The sequence below is a fragment of the Xenorhabdus sp. SGI246 genome (genome assembly GCF_040838225.1).
Lineage (GTDB): Bacteria > Pseudomonadota > Gammaproteobacteria > Enterobacterales > Enterobacteriaceae > Xenorhabdus > Xenorhabdus indica.
Window position 1 is genome coordinate 95,773 of the sequence record NZ_JBFPEZ010000039.1, and the last position, 15,392, is coordinate 111,164.

At 42.7% G+C, this 15,392-nt stretch carries 12 protein-coding genes and 1 pseudogene; 5 read left to right on the forward strand and 8 right to left on the reverse strand.

Annotated features, from left to right (window positions below; translation table 11 throughout):
• Positions 1-35 precede the first annotated feature (35 nt).
• Positions 36-980 (reverse strand): bifunctional riboflavin kinase/FAD synthetase, encoded by a 945-nt coding sequence (gene ribF / locus ABLA85_RS09430; protein WP_367963438.1) that lies wholly within the window; start codon positions 978-980, stop codon positions 36-38.
• A gap of 349 nt (positions 981-1,329) precedes the next feature.
• Between ribF and rpsT the strand changes: the two genes are divergently transcribed.
• Entirely contained in the window at positions 1,330-1,590 is a 261-nt protein-coding gene (gene rpsT / locus ABLA85_RS09435; RefSeq protein WP_038269713.1) for a 30S ribosomal protein S20, read from the forward strand.
• Positions 1,591-1,705: 115 nt separating this feature from the next.
• Here the strand turns inward: rpsT and nhaR are convergent, their stop codons facing one another.
• The 5 genes from nhaR to dnaK form a co-directional block, all read right to left on the reverse strand.
• On the reverse strand, positions 1,706-2,626 hold the full coding sequence (nhaR, locus tag ABLA85_RS09440) for a transcriptional activator NhaR (RefSeq protein ID WP_367963441.1): 921 nt from the start codon (positions 2,624-2,626) through the stop codon (positions 1,706-1,708).
• Between the two features lie 200 nt (positions 2,627-2,826).
• Positions 2,827-4,020: a Na+/H+ antiporter NhaA gene (gene nhaA, locus ABLA85_RS09445; RefSeq protein ID WP_367963443.1), complete on the reverse strand. Its 1,194-nt coding sequence runs from the start codon at positions 4,018-4,020 to the stop codon at positions 2,827-2,829.
• A gap of 250 nt (positions 4,021-4,270) precedes the next feature.
• Positions 4,271-4,519 (reverse strand): hypothetical protein, encoded by a 249-nt coding sequence (locus ABLA85_RS09450; protein ID WP_367963445.1) that lies wholly within the window; start codon positions 4,517-4,519, stop codon positions 4,271-4,273.
• Between the two features lie 818 nt (positions 4,520-5,337).
• Positions 5,338-6,471, reverse strand: a complete 1,134-nt coding sequence (gene dnaJ / locus ABLA85_RS09455; protein ID WP_367963447.1) for a molecular chaperone DnaJ — start codon at positions 6,469-6,471, stop codon at positions 5,338-5,340.
• 104 nt (positions 6,472-6,575) lie between these two features.
• The gene (gene dnaK / locus ABLA85_RS09460) at positions 6,576-8,486 is read right to left on the reverse strand and encodes a molecular chaperone DnaK (RefSeq protein ID WP_367963449.1); all 1,911 of its coding nucleotides are present in this window, start codon (positions 8,484-8,486) and stop codon (positions 6,576-6,578) included.
• A gap of 350 nt (positions 8,487-8,836) precedes the next feature.
• Between dnaK and satP the strand changes: the two genes are divergently transcribed.
• On the forward strand, positions 8,837-9,409 hold the full coding sequence (gene satP, locus ABLA85_RS09465) for an acetate uptake transporter (protein ID WP_367963451.1): 573 nt from the start codon (positions 8,837-8,839) through the stop codon (positions 9,407-9,409).
• Between the two features lie 93 nt (positions 9,410-9,502).
• Here satP and ABLA85_RS09470 read toward each other — a convergent pair whose 3' ends face one another.
• Positions 9,503-10,795, reverse strand: a complete 1,293-nt coding sequence (locus tag ABLA85_RS09470) for an MFS transporter (protein ID WP_367963453.1) — start codon at positions 10,793-10,795, stop codon at positions 9,503-9,505.
• 345 nt (positions 10,796-11,140) lie between these two features.
• On the opposite strand from ABLA85_RS09470, the gene ABLA85_RS09475 reads away from it, so the two are divergent.
• The 3 genes and pseudogenes from ABLA85_RS09475 to ABLA85_RS09485 all read left to right on the forward strand — a co-directional run bounded on the left by ABLA85_RS09475 (position 11,141) and on the right by ABLA85_RS09485 (position 14,644).
• Positions 11,141-11,467, forward strand: coding sequence for a rhodanese-like domain-containing protein (locus tag ABLA85_RS09475; protein ID WP_367963455.1), 327 nt, complete (start codon positions 11,141-11,143; stop codon positions 11,465-11,467).
• A gap of 329 nt (positions 11,468-11,796) precedes the next feature.
• Positions 11,797-13,161: pseudogene (locus ABLA85_RS09480) on the forward strand (PTS transporter subunit EIIC); the annotation flags it as partial.
• 88 nt (positions 13,162-13,249) lie between these two features.
• Positions 13,250-14,644, forward strand: coding sequence for a glycoside hydrolase family 1 protein (locus ABLA85_RS09485; protein ID WP_367963456.1), 1,395 nt, complete (start codon positions 13,250-13,252; stop codon positions 14,642-14,644).
• A 136-nt stretch (positions 14,645-14,780) separates the two neighbouring features.
• Here the strand turns inward: ABLA85_RS09485 and mog are convergent, their stop codons facing one another.
• Positions 14,781-15,356: a molybdopterin adenylyltransferase gene (gene mog, locus ABLA85_RS09490; RefSeq protein WP_367963458.1), complete on the reverse strand. Its 576-nt coding sequence runs from the start codon at positions 15,354-15,356 to the stop codon at positions 14,781-14,783.
• Positions 15,357-15,392: the final 36 nt, after the last annotated feature.

Here is a 15,392-nt window from a genome sequence, read left to right on the forward strand (position 1 = left end):
TTCCAATTTTCCGCTATACCCTTAATATATGGGTATCAGATATATGACTCGGATCGCTGCAAAAAGTATTCCTTCGCAGCAACCACATCATTTGCGATTTGCTGTTTAAGCGCATCAAGCGAAGCAAACCGCTGTTCATCACGCAATTTTTTGCGTAATACCACATTGATATGACGCCCATACAGATCCATTTGGGTATCAATCAAATGCACTTCAAGTTGCTGGCCCTGACCTGCAACAGTGGGGCGATTTCCAATGTTGGCAACACCCGGTAAAGGGTTACTGCCTAATCCATAAACTTCAACAGCATAAACGCCTTTTACAGGGGCAACCAGACGTTTTAAAGGTAAGTTCGCTGTAGGAAAGCCAATCGTGCGCCCCAGGCGGTTACCATGAACAACTCTGCCACTTATGCTGTAAGGATACCCTAATAATGTTTCGGCCAATGTTAGATCATCATCTTGCAACGATTGACGAATAACGGTACTGCTGATCCGCAATCCACTGTCACAAAAGCTGTCTGTACTGGCAACATCAAAACCGTATTGTTTACCTGCTTGTTGTAAATAGTGAAAATCACCGGAGCGGTTTTTACCGAAACGGAAATCATCACCTACAGCCAGAAACTTAACACCCAGTTTTTCAACGAGCAACCGAGAAACAAAGGCTTCTGGTGAATTGGCTGCAAAATGTCTGTCAAATTTCACACACAACAAATAATCAACGCCATACTGAGATAAATATTTTATTTTATCTCGTAGCCGTGTCAGGCGAGCTGGCGCTTTATCTGCGAGAAATACTTCCAGTGGTTGTGGTTCGAAAATCATAACCATTGTCGGTAATCCGAGCCGCAGCCCTTCTTGCTTCAAATGCTTCAATAAAGCTTGATGCCCACGATGGACACCATCAAAATTACCAATCGTCAGCACGCAACCATGGTGACGCGCCCGGATATTGTGTATACCGCGAATTAGCTCCATAGCTGGCTCAATACCGTGAAAATTGCCGGATTATACCTTGTACAACGCACAAGGTTAACCCACGATCACAAAGGGTTTTTAATTAATAACCTGATTCATACAATAAAAACAGGTTGGATGCCCGAAAAATATTTAATTTATCGCATTTATCGGTGATTCATTGAGTTTTTTATTGTGAAAGACTGTATTCCCTCTCAGTAAGCTGATAAAATCCTGCCCCATCACAACGTAACCAGCGTCGCCGTACAACGACGCTTATTTGCACAAATCCATTGACAAAAGAAGGTTGAACAGGCATATTCCTCGGCCTTTGAATTGTCCTCGATAGAATATATTTGGGAGTTGGACCTTGGCTAATATCAAATCAGCTAAGAAACGCGCCGTACAGTCTGAGAAACGCCGTCAGCACAACGCAAGCCGTCGTTCTATGGTGCGTACTTTTATCAAGAAAGTATACGCGGCTATTGCTACTGGCGATAAAGAAGCTGCACAGAAAGCATTCAATGACATGCAACCTATTGTTGATCGTCACGCCTGCAAAGGTCTGATCCACAAAAACAAAGCAGCACGTCATAAATCTGCTCTGGCAGCGCAAATTAAAGCAATGTAACTCTTTGCTTTAATGATGCTGAAAAAACCGGCTCTTGCCGGTTTTTTTGTATATCCATCATTTTTAAAGCTGCATCTTGAAATCCATAGATATCTCTGTTGATGCGGATTCAACGTTATTTTTCTGGTCTGTTTTTTAACGGGACGTTGAATAGGCCCGAAAAGTCTTTATTACACACGCGTTGAACTGCCGGATGCTGAATCATTCTTTCAGCAAAGATGACGTAATACTCTTCGTGCACTGAATCCAGTCTGCCTATTTCAATAATATCACTGTCAGCAAAAGTATCATTGGCATAGAACGAAGGAGCAATAAAAATAGCATTATGGTACATGCCAAATGCTTTCATCAGTGCTGCATCGTCGAACTCGCCTAATACTTCAACTTGCAGATTTTTATTACGTATCCATGTTAGCAGTTTCCTGCCTAACATTGAACGGCGACCGGGGATCAATAAACGGCGTTCTTCCAGGCATTCAGGGAATGGTTTTTCGGGAATGGGGGAACGGCAGTAAAAACTAATGCTGCATTCTCCCAACTTGACGGAAAACAAACCTTCCTGCTGGGTGGAGTCGACCGGGCAATCTGACAGGATCATATCCAGTTTATGCTGGCTGAGTTGCTCAAGCAGCATTTCATGGGTTGATTCAAAACAACGCAAGTGGATTTTTTCCTGTTCCACGACTGCGGTTTCTAATACTTTGCTGACTAAACGTTTAGATAAGGCATCTGCAACACCTACATCAAACAACAGGTTTGATTCTCTGCTGTAAGTGACAATATCCAGCATTTCCTGACTGAGCATAAACATTTTATCAGCATAGCGAAAAATAAGTTGCCCCAGTTCTGATGGAACTAATCCTCTTCCCTGACGCTTAAACAGCTTTCCACCAAGGCGTTCTTCCAGAGCCTTAATCTGGCCAGTAATAGTCTGTGGTGTCAGGTATAGTGCTTCAGCAGCCCCAACAACAGAACCCTCTTTACACACGTGCCAAAAATAATAAAGGTGGTTAAAGTTTAAATGTGAAACCCGCATATATTTATCCTTTGTGTATCACCTTACATCTGTATAACAGCCATGACCTTATATTTCAGGCCGCCAGATTATGGTGCTCTCCTGTCTTTCTCTAATATGAATATTCACGGCACAGCAGATAAGATGTTATGCCGTGAGTATTAAAAGGATGAATTAATTTGGAATGATTTCTGATTGTGCGCCTAAATTAGTCCATTCGACTACATTTGGCTATGTTTTTTTCTTTGCCCCATTTTCTTTGGTAAGAGCGCATTCAGTAACCCATAACCAATGATGGCTGCCGTAGTTGAACCAATTAATATTCCCAGACGCGAATAGGTACTGAATGTATCGCTCAAACCTTCAAATGCCAGACCGGAAATAAAGATAGACATAGTAAAACCGATTCCACAAAGTACAGATACGGCAAAAATTTGCGTCAAACCAATTCCTGTCGGTAATTTGGCAATCCCCAGTTTTACTGAGAGCCAGCTAAACAAGAAAATACCCAGAGGCTTGCCAATAAACAGGCCAAGTGCTACACCCATAGGTAACAGCCCTGTCAGGCCGTTTAGCGTAACGCCCTGTAATGACACTCCAGCATTGGCAAAAGCAAAGAGTGGCAGAATTAAATAAGCTACCCACGGATGTAAGCTATGCTCAAGTGCTTCGGAAGGAGAATGGCCTTTTTTACAACGCAGAGGGATCAAAAACCCGACAATAACGCCTGCCAATGTGGCATGGACGCCGGATTTGAGGATACATACCCACAAAATTAGGCCGACAACCAGATAAGCTGATGTTTTAGCAATTCCGCGCCAGTTCATCCAGGCCAGAAGCCCTATCATAGCTGCGGCTAATCCCAGTGCAACTATAGAAACACTTTTAGTATAGAATAAGGCAATAATGATGATGACGCCCAAGTCATCGATAATCGCTAAAGCGAGCAAAAACACTTTTAATGCTGTAGGAATACGTTTTCCTAGCAGAGCCATAACGCCAAGCGCAAATGCAATATCGGTGGCAGCAGGAATAGCCCAGCCCTGACGAGTGATTTCATTATTGCCATTAAAGAGTAAATAAACCAAAGCAGGGGCAAGCATACCACCGACGGCGGCAATGACTGGAAAAATGGCTTTATCACGGCTAGCTAAAGCGCCTTCCATCAGTTCCCGCTTAACTTCCAGGCCAACAATCAGGAAAAAGATGGCCATTAATCCATCATTTATCCATAGCAGGAATGGTTTATTGATTTCCAGAGCAGCAAATTGAACTGCAACCGGTAGGTTAAGAAGTTGATGATAAATACTCTGAAATGGCGTGTTCGCCATTACCAGCGCAATAATGGCAGCAATAATGAGGATGATCCCGCCTGCGGCCTCTAATTTCAAAAATTGGCGAATAATTGCAGTCATAGATTAGTAACCTATAAGATGAATTAGGTTGTAGATACTATGTTTGTAAACACGATGTTTATAAAAGCTATAGTAGTAAATGTTGTTGTTATAAATAATGTATTCATAATTAAATGTAGTTATGAATACTATGCTAATCATGACTTCGGAAAAAATCGATTATTTGTGATACATGTATCGTAATATACGAATTGTTTCAATTTGAAATTAATTTTTTAGGATAAATAGATTGAAATCAGTGCTGATTGACTTAAGAGTTTATAGCAGTAGCTAATACAATCGCTATTAAAATTACGATCCCGCCTCCTGCAAGATTAACCAGCTTCATTCTTTTTTCAGTAAAAGACGGGCGGGAACTCACTGCATGTGCAGTCGTAACCCAAGCCGTATCGATTATTAAACCTAAAACAATTGGTAGCTTGCGCTTATTAAACTTAAGGGCCATATTGAGTCCTGCGGGCTCTCCGCCAATAATGACATTAGGGTAATGATCTCGCATTATATTTATCTCCATTAATAATGTTAGGTGATATTCTTATTTTATATCTAAATATTATAAGGATCAGATAATTATTTTCTTTTTGATATTAATAGATGTTATAGGGAAATTAATTTTTTAATAAATTAGGAGGTTAGATCGTAAAATATATTATTGTTCCTTTGAGTTATTTTATTTAGAATAGTGTATGAAAATAATGAATTATTTTCATACTAAATGTTCCCTATTAAACAGGTATGTTCGAATGCGATTTCTGAATGTGGGGAAACCTAACTTTAAATTAAAGACAAGGGAAATCAAAATTACTATATATCATTGTCAGCAATAGGCTCATACTAATAAAATGCAGTAATTTACTATTTATTAATATGAGGGTCATGTTATTCATTTAAGTTTAAAAATTACCATCTGGTTATTTTCACTCATGTTCCATAATTACTGTATTTATAAATGCGCAAGAAATTAGTATGCGTTGGTGATTTTAGTATCTGTTTATATATTTATACTGATTTTCAGGAGTGTATAAAGAGTGGAGAATATTTTGAAGGTTATACAGTCTATTATTTTTATCTTTAATCTTTTCTTGTGAATATTTTGTTTGCCGAGATTGGGAACAAAATTCTAAATCACGATAGAATATATTTGCGGTTTTATGTTTAAACATACTGTGAGCATATTTAATTGTCTCTTGTAAAATAACATTAATCATTATTAATCACCTAAAAAATTGAATCCCCCTCTTATATCTTACGGCATTTGACTCTGCTTTATAAGATAAATGGGGGGATCATTATCAGAAGGTTTATAGAGAGAGCAATTTACTTAGTTAGGTCATCAAAAAATTTTTTTACACCATCAAGGAAGCTTTTGGAGCGCGGGCTATTGGTTTCCCCGCTTTTTCCACCAAAAGATTCGCCCAGTTTACGCATCAGATCTTTCTGTTCTTCGTTCAGTTTAACCGGTGTTTCTACGACAACACGGCACAACAAATCCCCTTGAATTCCGCCACGGACAGATTTAACACCTTTGCCTTTCATGCGGAACAGTTTGCCAGTCTGAGTTTCCGCAGGAATTTTCAGGCTGACGCGGCCATCAAGGGTTGGAACTTCAATTTCGCCACCCAATGCCGCAGTTGCGAAGTTGATTGGAACTTCACAATAGAGGTTGCTGCCATCACGTTCGAAGATATGGTGCTTTTTGACCTGAACCTGAACGTACAAATCTCCTGCTGGTGCACCGTGTTCACCTGCTTCACCTTCACCACTCAGGCGAACGCGGTCACCGGTATCAACTCCTGCCGGGATTTTAACGGACAATGTTTTGTATTTCTCAACACGACCGTGACCGTGACATTTGCTGCAAGGCTCTTTGATGATTTTTCCACGGCCATGACACTGAGGACAAGGTTGCTGAACAGTAAAGAAGCCCTGGCGCATATGCACCTGACCAGCACCATGACAGGTAGAACAGGTTTCTGGGCTGGTGCCTGCTTTTGCACCACTGCCATGACAGCTTTCACAGGATTCCAGCGTTGGGATGCGGATTTCTTTGGTCACACCACGGACAGCTTCTTCCAGCGTTAATTCCATACTGTAACGTAAATCAGAACCACGGCTTGGACGCTGTTGACGGCGGCCGCCACCGAAAATATCTCCGAAAACGTCACCAAAGATATCGCTAAAGTCAGCTCCACCGAAACCACCAGCGCCACCACCCATGCCGCCGTGTTCAAAGGCAGCATGACCATACTGGTCATAGGCAGCGCGTTTCTGTGAGTCGGTCAGGATCTCATACGCTTCTTTAATTTCTTTGAATTTACTCTCAGCGTCTTTATCCCCCTGATTACGGTCAGGATGATATTTCATTGCCAGACGCTTGTAAGCTTTTTTTATTTCTTTTTCATCTGCTGTTTTGGATATACCCAAAACTTCGTAATAATCTTTTTTTGCCATTGTATTGTTTACCCCTAACACGCACAAACGGGCGTAGAGTTACCTCAACGCCCGTGCTAGTTAACAAGTAACAGGCGTCCTGTTACTTTGCCCGCTAAGGGCTATTATTTTTTGTCCTTAACTTCTTCGAATTCAGCGTCTACAGCATCATCATCTTTTTTCGCATTGCCTGCGTCTGCATCAGCCGCACTTGCCTGAGCTTGCTGTTGAGCGATTTCCAGAAGTTTCTTAGAAGCTTCAACCAGAGCTTGGATCTTAGCTTCAATCTCAGTCTTGTCTTCGCTTTTCACCGCGGTTTCCAGCTCAGAAACAGCTTTTTCGATTGCAGTCTTGTCATCTGCTGGCAGTTTGTCGCCAGCTTCTTCAACTTGCTTGCGAGTACCGTGGATCAGTTGATCAGCCTGGTTACGGATCTGAACCAGTTCTTCGAACTTACGGTCAGCTTCTGCGTTTGCTTCTGCATCGCGTACCATCTGCTGGATTTCTTCCTCGTTCAAGCCAGAAGAAGCCTTGATGGTGATATTTTGCTCACGTCCGGAGTTTTTGTCTTTCGCAGAAACATGCAGGATACCATCAGCATCAATGTCGAAAGTAACTTCGATCTGAGGCATACCACGAGGTGCTGGTTGAATGCCATCCAGGTTGAATTGACCCAGGGATTTGTTGTCGCTGGCACGCTTACGCTCACCTTGCAGCACGTGGATAGTTACCGCAGACTGATTGTCTTCCGCAGTAGAGAACACTTGGCTGTGTTTGGTTGGGATAGTCGTGTTCTTCGAAATCAGCGAAGTCATCACACCACCCATGGTTTCGATACCCAGAGACAGTGGCGTTACGTCCAGCAGTAGAACGTCTTTCACGTCACCTGCCAGTACACCGCCCTGAACTGCTGCACCCATTGCAACCGCTTCGTCTGGGTTAACGTCTTTACGTGGTTCTTTGCCGAAGAAGTCTGCAACAGCTTTTTGAACCATTGGCATACGGGTCTGACCACCAACCAGAATGACATCGTGAACGTCAGATACAGACAAGCCAGCGTCATTCAGTGCGACTTTCAGTGGCTCGATAGAACGTTTCACCAGATCTTCAACCAGAGATTCCAGTTTCGCACGAGTCACTTTAATGTTCATGTGCTTAGGACCAGTTGCATCTGCGGTGATGTATGGCAGGTTCACGTCAGTCTGCTGAGCGGAAGACAGCTCGATTTTCGCCTTTTCTGCGGCTTCTTTCAGGCGCTGCATAGCCAGCGGGTCGTTACGCAGATCGATACCTTGTTCTTTCTTGAACTCATCAACCAGATAGTTGATCAGGCGGCTGTCGAAGTCTTCACCACCCAAGTGAGTATCACCGTTAGTTGCCAGAACTTCATAAGTTTTTTCGCCATCAACTTCGTCGATTTCGATGATAGAGATATCGAAAGTACCGCCACCCAAGTCATAAACTGCGATAGTGCGGTTACCAACTTCTTTATCCAGACCATAAGCCAGAGCAGCCGCGGTTGGTTCGTTAATGATACGCTTAACTTCCAAACCTGCGATACGGCCCGCATCTTTAGTTGCCTGACGTTGTGCATCGTTGAAGTAAGCAGGAACAGTGATAACTGCTTCTGTGACTGGCTCACCCAGATAGTCTTCTGCGGTTTTCTTCATTTTCTTCAGAACTTCAGCAGAAATCTGAGGAGGTGCCATTTTCTGGCCTTTTACTTCCAGCCACGCATCACCGTTGTCTGCGTTGGTGATTTTGTATGGCATGATAGCAACGTCACGCTGAACTTCCTCGTCCTGAAAACGACGACCAATCAGTCGCTTGATAGCAAACAGCGTATTTTGCGGGTTAGTAACAGCCTGACGTTTAGCTGGTTGACCAACCAGAGTTTCACCATCCTGAGTATATGCGATGATTGAAGGAGTGGTTCGATCACCTTCGCTGTTTTCAAGCACACGAGTTGTTGTGCCGTCCATAATTGCTACACAAGAGTTGGTAGTTCCCAAGTCGATACCAATGATTTTACCCATCTAAACGCCTCCACAAAGAATTCATATATTCGGTCAAGTTACTAAGCTATATGAGGACAAATGTTTTCTTTTCAATGGCACGATCAGCCAGAAATTCCTCATTTTATGTTTTCAGTTGTTACTGAAACGTCAGTAGTAACTGTAGTTGAGACTTAAATGGGGTCATTCATCTCATCATCAAGGGGCTGATTGAAAAAAAATTGAGATTTAATAAAAAAATTTTTCTGGGGCCATTGTGTAGTTGATGCCATCACATTATGATCCGCCGCCTTTTATGATTTTCTGGCGTAGAAATATGTCATGCGAAAATTTTTAGTATTTTGTTTTATCTATTTTTTTTTAGGGGAATTATGAGTTCTAATCAGTTGGCTAATCCAGGCCCATTGGGGTTGATGGGTTTTGGCATGACAACAATTTTGTTGAACTTGCATAACGCAGGTTTTTTCCCTTTGGCATCAGCCATTTTAAGCATGGGAATTTTTTATGGTGGTTTGGCTCAGGTATTGGCTGGCATCATTGAGTACAAAAAAGGGAATACATTTGGTGCAACTGCGTTTACTTCTTATGGTATGTTCTGGCTCAGTTTGATTGGCCTACAGTTCCTGCCAACCATGGGGTTGGCGGAAGCGACTAGCCGTGAGTTCCTTGGTGTTTATCTCGCTTTGTGGGGTATTTTCACCCTGTTTATGTTCTTTGGAACATTCAAAGCTAACCGCACTTTGCAGTTTATTTTTGGTAGCCTGACCCTGCTGTTTGCATTGCTGGCGATTGGTAACATAACCGGCAATGCCAGCATGCTGACTTTTGCCGGTTATGAAGGTGTCATTTGTGGTGCCAGTGCTTTCTATCTGGCTATGGCCGAAGTTCTGAACGAACAGTATGGCCGTACTATTTTGCCAATTGGTGAAAGAAAACAGGCTTAATTTCAGTTGCATTTGCTGATTAATAAAAAAACAGGATGAGCGCAGTAGCTCATCCTGTTTTTTTATCTTATATTTCTTGTCCTAATGATTGTCTTAGTGTCTTGTCTTGCTATCTAATACTGTTGTTTTATTTAAATATAGAGCTAAAAATATCCCCACGACAGATAACGTCAGCATATAGTATGCTGGAGCTAATGAGGTATATTTCATTAACAATGTGATCACAATTGGAGTTAATCCGCCAAAAATGGCATAGGCCAGATTATATGAAAATGAAATGCCACTGAACCGAATTTCAGGTGGATAGCTCTGAACCATAACGAAAGGCACTGCGCCTGCAACACCAACAGAGAAACCTGCGATAGCATATGCACTGAAGAGTCTGATGGGGTCATCACTGATATTGTTGTAGAAAAACCATGTTGCGGCAGCCAACAGCAGGCTACCAGCCAGTAACACCTTACTGGCACCCCATTTATCGCATAAATGCCCGGCTAATATACAGCCAATAAAAAGTACAATAATTGCCAGGCTATTAGCTTTCAGCGTCATTGATGGTTCCAGATGGAAAACGGTCTGCATATAGCTAGGTGTCATCAAGATAACAACCACAATGCCCGCTGAAAGAAGCCATGTCAGTAACATGGAAACAGTGATTGCACGTTTATGATTCAGGATCACGGACTTTAGGGGTATTTCTTTTGTTAATACCTTACGTGCCTGCATTTCCTTAAATATCGGAGTTTCATGCAACCAACGGCGCAGGTACATAGCGAATAGGCCAAAAATTCCACCAAGAAAGAAAGGGATGCGCCATGCCCAGTCCAAAATTTCTTGTCTGGTATAAGCTGAAGTAATAGCTGTTGCTATCAAAGAACCAAGCAAAATACCGAGAGTCAGTCCTGCGGTGAGCATTCCACAGGCAAAGCCGATATAGTTGTGGGGAACATGTTCCGCTACAAATACCCATGCTCCGGGGACTTCACCCCCAATTGCTGCTCCCTGCATAATTCGCATCAGTAATAATAATAATGGGGCAGTAATGCCAATTGTGTCGTAAGTTGGCAACAATCCGATACTTAGCGTCGGTAAAGCCATCAGCAAAATGCTAAGAGAGAACATTTTCTTGCGTCCAATTAGATCGCCGAAATGTGCCATGATGATCCCACCTAAGGGCCGGGCCAGATATCCGGCAGCAAAAATTCCAAAGGTTTGCAGTTGCCGGAGCCATTCAGGAATGTCGGCAGGGAAAAAAAGCTCACCAAGCACGACGGCAAAAAAGACAAAGATAATGAAATCGTAAAACTCTAAAGCTCCACCTAAGGAAGCTAAAAACAGAGTCTTATAATCTTGTTTGTTTAATGAACGACTTTGATGTTCTGACATAATGTACCGATTTATAGTTATAAAGTGGAATTCTCATAAATCATAAAGTAAGAGTTATGACTCTATCAGACCTTATTAAATGAAAAAGCAAAATTTATTCAATATTAAAAAGACATTTATTCTGTAATTCCTGTAATGGAATTTTTTGTCAGTCAATGGATTTTGGTGATAAAAAGTTTCTGATAATCGATAGATTGGATTTAAGTGTTCTTCATTGGTTGTGATGATTTATCCTCTTTATTTTTCAAGTTGCCAGTATTAGATTGGCAACTTGAAATTTGCCGGGCTTTTTGTGCCAGCCCCAATAGGACGGGAAGTCGTTACAGAAACTTTTTTAGTAGTCCAATGACAGTTTCAATATCCGGCAAGGAAGGGTGTCCCCCCATACGTTGTAATGAGGCGTCAAAATTCTTGCTGGATGTCAGACCCAAAGAGGAATTTGAGCAAGGTCATTTACCCAATGCTATCAATATCCCTGTTGATGAACTGGAAAACAGGCTGGATGAGCTGCCTTCTCGTCAGGATATTATCGCCTATTGCCGTGGGCCTTATTGTGTTCTTTCTGCTAATGCCCTTGAACTATTGCGTGCTAAAGGTATTCGTGCCAGCCGTTTTAAAAAAGGCGTTTCAGGCTGGACAGAGGCAGGGATGGGAGTCGAAGTTGGATCTTAGACTGCTTAATACCATCGGTTAATGAGTCTCTATGAATAGAGCTTCGCGATCACAGTCACACTTCTATTATTCGAAATTTGAGTAATAACTAAAAGCAACTAATATCAGAAAGCGAATTATTACTGCTTTTAGTGGTAACAGGAAGTATACCTGTTGTCGTTCAAGTTGCAGTTTTTTCGGCTGCGTCACTTGAAAATCTTTAGGATATGACACCTGACAATAATTCCCCCGCATGGTATGCAAGGGAGGATTGTCAGTTTTTTTTGCCTGAACAAAATTCACCGTTTTGCACTTCCCAGTCTATCTAATGGAAAAAATGGGGAAATAGCATGAAGTACCAACGACTAGCTCAGGAAATTATTGCGGATGTCGGTGGGCAAGAGAATATTGTCAGTCTTGTCCACTGTGCAACCCGGTTGCGGTTTAAACTGCGGGATAGTGCATTTACTGATATCGGTAAGCTGAAAACTCAGTCAGAAGTTATGACAGTTATTGAAAGTGGGGGGCAGTTTCAGGTTGTTATTGGTAATGAAGTGCGTGATGTTTATCAGGCAATTCAGCAAGTGTTAACTCTTCCCGATAAGATAGAAGCCACGACAGACTCAGCTAATAAGAAAGACAGCCTTTTTAACCACTTCATTGATATCGTTTCCAGTGTTTTCAGCCCATTTTTGGGTATTATGGCAGCAGCAGGTATTTTAAAAGGATTGCTTGCAGTTACTGTTACTCTGAAATGGATGTCTCCCGACAGTGGGACATATCATGTTTGGTATGCTGCCAGTGATTCTCTGTTCTACTTTTTTCCACTGGTGCTCGGTTATACAGCAGGTAAGAAATTCGGTGGTAATCCCTTTATTTCGATGGGTATTGGTGGTGCATTAGTTCATCCCATGATCATCTCTGCCTTTCAAACATCGACGGTAGCTGGTGGTACAACTGAGTATTTCATGGGTATTCCACTCTCCTTCCTGAACTACAGTTCTTCAGTCATCCCGATTATTCTGGCCTCTTGGGCAAGCTGCAAGGTTGAAAAGGTATTAGATGCTCATCTTCCTGTTGCAATCAAGAACTTCATTACCCCTCTTGTTTGCCTTATGTTAATTGTTCCTCTTACATTTCTTGTCATTGGACCAACGGCGACTTGGTTAAGCCAGTTGCTGGCGCAAGGTTACCAAATTGCTTATGGATTCGCTCCGGTACTGGCCGGGATGATTACGGGAGGAGTATGGCAAATTTGTGTTATTTTTGGTCTGCATTGGGGATTGGTTCCTATTTTTATCAATAACTTAACTACTATTGGCTACGATACGTTAATGCCTTTGATACTCCCCGCAGTGATAGGACAAACAGGAGCGGCCTTTGGTGTGTTTCTGCGTACCCGCGATGCTAAATTGAAAATATTATCTGGCTCGGCTGTAACCTCTGGGATATTTGGTATTACTGAGCCTGCGGTTTATGGTGTGACCTTGCCTTATCGACGCCCATTTATTTTTGGCTGTATTGCTGGAGCGATGGGGAGTTCAGTGGTTGGTTATTACCAAAGTGCTGCCTATTCATTGGGGCTGGTTAATATTCTTACCCTTACTCAGCTTATTCCACCAACGGGTATCAATAATACGGTATGGGGTGCGCTTATTGGTACTGTGCTGGCTTTTGTCGTTTCAACTTTATTGACATGGTTGTTCGGGCTTCCTGTCTCAACCAAACTCTCCACAAAAGAAAATAAGGATGAAAGATGCCACTAACATCGTTATTCATCACGCGCCCAAAGAGGAGATACGCATGAAACCGTTTCCAACACATTTTCTCTGGGGTGGTGCAGTTGCTGCCAATCAGGTTGAAGGGGCTTACTTAACCGATGGGAAAGGGCTTTCAACATCCGATGTTCAACCGCAGGGTATTATGGGACCTGTTACTGAGCGAGAGAGTGATAACACACAGTATCTTAAAGATATTGCTATCGATTTTTATCATCGTTATCCCGAAGATATTGCACTATTTGCTGAAATGGGTTTTACCTGTTTGCGGACGTCCATTGCATGGAGCCGGATTTTTCCTCAAGGTGATGAAACGCAGCCTAACGAAGCAGGGCTGGCATTCTATGACAAGTTATTCGATGAAATGGCGAAATATGGGATTAAGCCATTGATCACATTGTCCCACTATGAAATGCCGTGGGCACTGGTCAAAAAATACGGTGGATGGGGCAACCGCAAGCTGATCGATTTTTTTGAGCACTATGCCCGTACCGTTTTCACCCGTTATCGGAAAAAAGTGAAGTTGTGGCTGACGTTCAATGAAATCAATATGTCACTATATGAACCACTAACAGGAGTCGGATTACCTAAAAGCAGCACACAATCAGAGATCTATCAGGCCATCCACCATCAATTAGTAGCCAGTGCCCGTGCGGTGAAACTGTGCCATCAGGTTATCCCTGATGCCAAAATTGGCAATATGTTATTGGGTGACCTGACGTATCCATTGACGTGTAAACCGGATGATGTACTGGCAACTCTGCGGAAAAATCAGAAATGGTTGTTTTTTGGTGACGTACAGTGTCGTGGTGCTTATCCCGGCTATATGCTGCGCTATTTCCGCGAAAATGGCATTGAGGTAACGATAACTGAACAAGATAAACAGGAAATGCAAGCTACGGTTGATTTCATTTCATTCAGTTATTACATGAGTAGCTGTGCATCAGGGGATGAATCTGAATATCAGAAAAAACAGGGTAATATCCTGAGCATGATCCCGAACCCACACCTATCCAGTTCAGAGTGGGGGTGGCAGATAGATCCGGTCGGTTTGCGTACCTTACTCAATTTATTGTGGGATCGTTATCAGAAGCCACTGTTTATTGTTGAGAATGGTCTGGGAGCCAAAGATACCGTGGAAGCTGATGGCAGTATTCAGGATAATTATCGCATTGATTATCTTAATGACCATCTTGTGCAAGTCAGGGAAGCAATTGAAGATGGGGTGGAGGTTATGGGATATACAAGCTGGGGAGCGATTGATCTGGTCAGTGCCTCAAAGGGTGAAGTTTCCAAGCGGTACGGGTACATTTATGTTGATCAGAATGAACAGGGAACAGGAACACTGGAACGACGCCGTAAGAAAAGCTTCTATTGGTACAAGCAGGTTATTGAAACTCATGGTGACAGTCTGACCTGAGCTACTGGAACAAACTTTTTTCTCAAAGGTTCTGATCTTATCCAGAACCTTTTTAATGTGTGCTTTCTGACAACGGTGCATTAATCACCGAATGCTGATGGCCGGAAATCAGCCACTGAACACAGGAAGCCAAGGGTTAACGGCGGGCACTTTTGGGTCTGAAAGCGGCCACAACGGTTTCATCAGTTTCGATATAAGGGCCATCTAACAGTTGAATACAATAGGGCACACTGGCAAAAATTCCCGGTACTAAAACTTTGCCGTTGTCATCTTTCAACCCTTCCAGCGTTTCTGCAATCGCTTTTGGTTGTCCGGGCAGGTTAAGGATCAACGCCTGGTTGCGGATCACACCGACCTGACGAGATAAAATCGCTGTTGGCACAAATTGCAGACTAATTTGACGCATCTGCTCACCAAACCCAGGCATTTCACGATCAGCAATTGCCAATGTTGCATCTGGTGTCACATCACGACGGGCAGGGCCTGTTCCCCCGGTAGTCAGCACCAGATGGCAGCCTAATTCATCGACTAATTCACACAGGGTCTGCTCAATCAGGATTTGCTCATCGGGGATCAGTCGGGCTTCGATACTGAAAGGAGTGATGACTGCTTTCCCTAGCCATTCTTCCAATGCAGGCAGACCCATGTCCTGATAAATACCGCTTGAAGCACGATCAGAAACAGATACGAGGCCAATGCGTAATACATTCATACGAACCTTAATTAACAGTAAAAAAATAAAAACAGC

What these genes read in the sequence shown, in the direction of transcription:
- ribF (WP_367963438.1), bottom strand. Translation starts at nt 980, where the DNA reads ATGGAGCTAATTCGCGGTATACACAATATCCGGGCGCGTCACCATGGT.
- nhaR (WP_367963441.1), bottom strand. Translation starts at nt 2,626, where the DNA reads ATGCGGGTTTCACATTTAAACTTTAACCACCTTTATTATTTTTGGCAC.
- nhaA (WP_367963443.1), bottom strand. Translation starts at nt 4,020, where the DNA reads ATGACTGCAATTATTCGCCAATTTTTGAAATTAGAGGCCGCAGGCGGG.
- ABLA85_RS09450 (WP_367963445.1), bottom strand. Translation starts at nt 4,519, where the DNA reads ATGCGAGATCATTACCCTAATGTCATTATTGGCGGAGAGCCCGCAGGA.
- dnaJ (WP_367963447.1), bottom strand. Translation starts at nt 6,471, where the DNA reads ATGGCAAAAAAAGATTATTACGAAGTTTTGGGTATATCCAAAACAGCA.
- dnaK (WP_367963449.1), bottom strand. Translation starts at nt 8,486, where the DNA reads ATGGGTAAAATCATTGGTATCGACTTGGGAACTACCAACTCTTGTGTA.
- satP (WP_367963451.1), top strand. Translation starts at nt 8,837, where the DNA reads ATGAGTTCTAATCAGTTGGCTAATCCAGGCCCATTGGGGTTGATGGGT.
- ABLA85_RS09470 (WP_367963453.1), bottom strand. Translation starts at nt 10,795, where the DNA reads ATGTCAGAACATCAAAGTCGTTCATTAAACAAACAAGATTATAAGACT.
- ABLA85_RS09475 (WP_367963455.1), top strand. Translation starts at nt 11,141, where the DNA reads ATGACAGTTTCAATATCCGGCAAGGAAGGGTGTCCCCCCATACGTTGT.
- ABLA85_RS09485 (WP_367963456.1), top strand. Translation starts at nt 13,250, where the DNA reads ATGAAACCGTTTCCAACACATTTTCTCTGGGGTGGTGCAGTTGCTGCC.
- mog (WP_367963458.1), bottom strand. Translation starts at nt 15,356, where the DNA reads ATGAATGTATTACGCATTGGCCTCGTATCTGTTTCTGATCGTGCTTCA.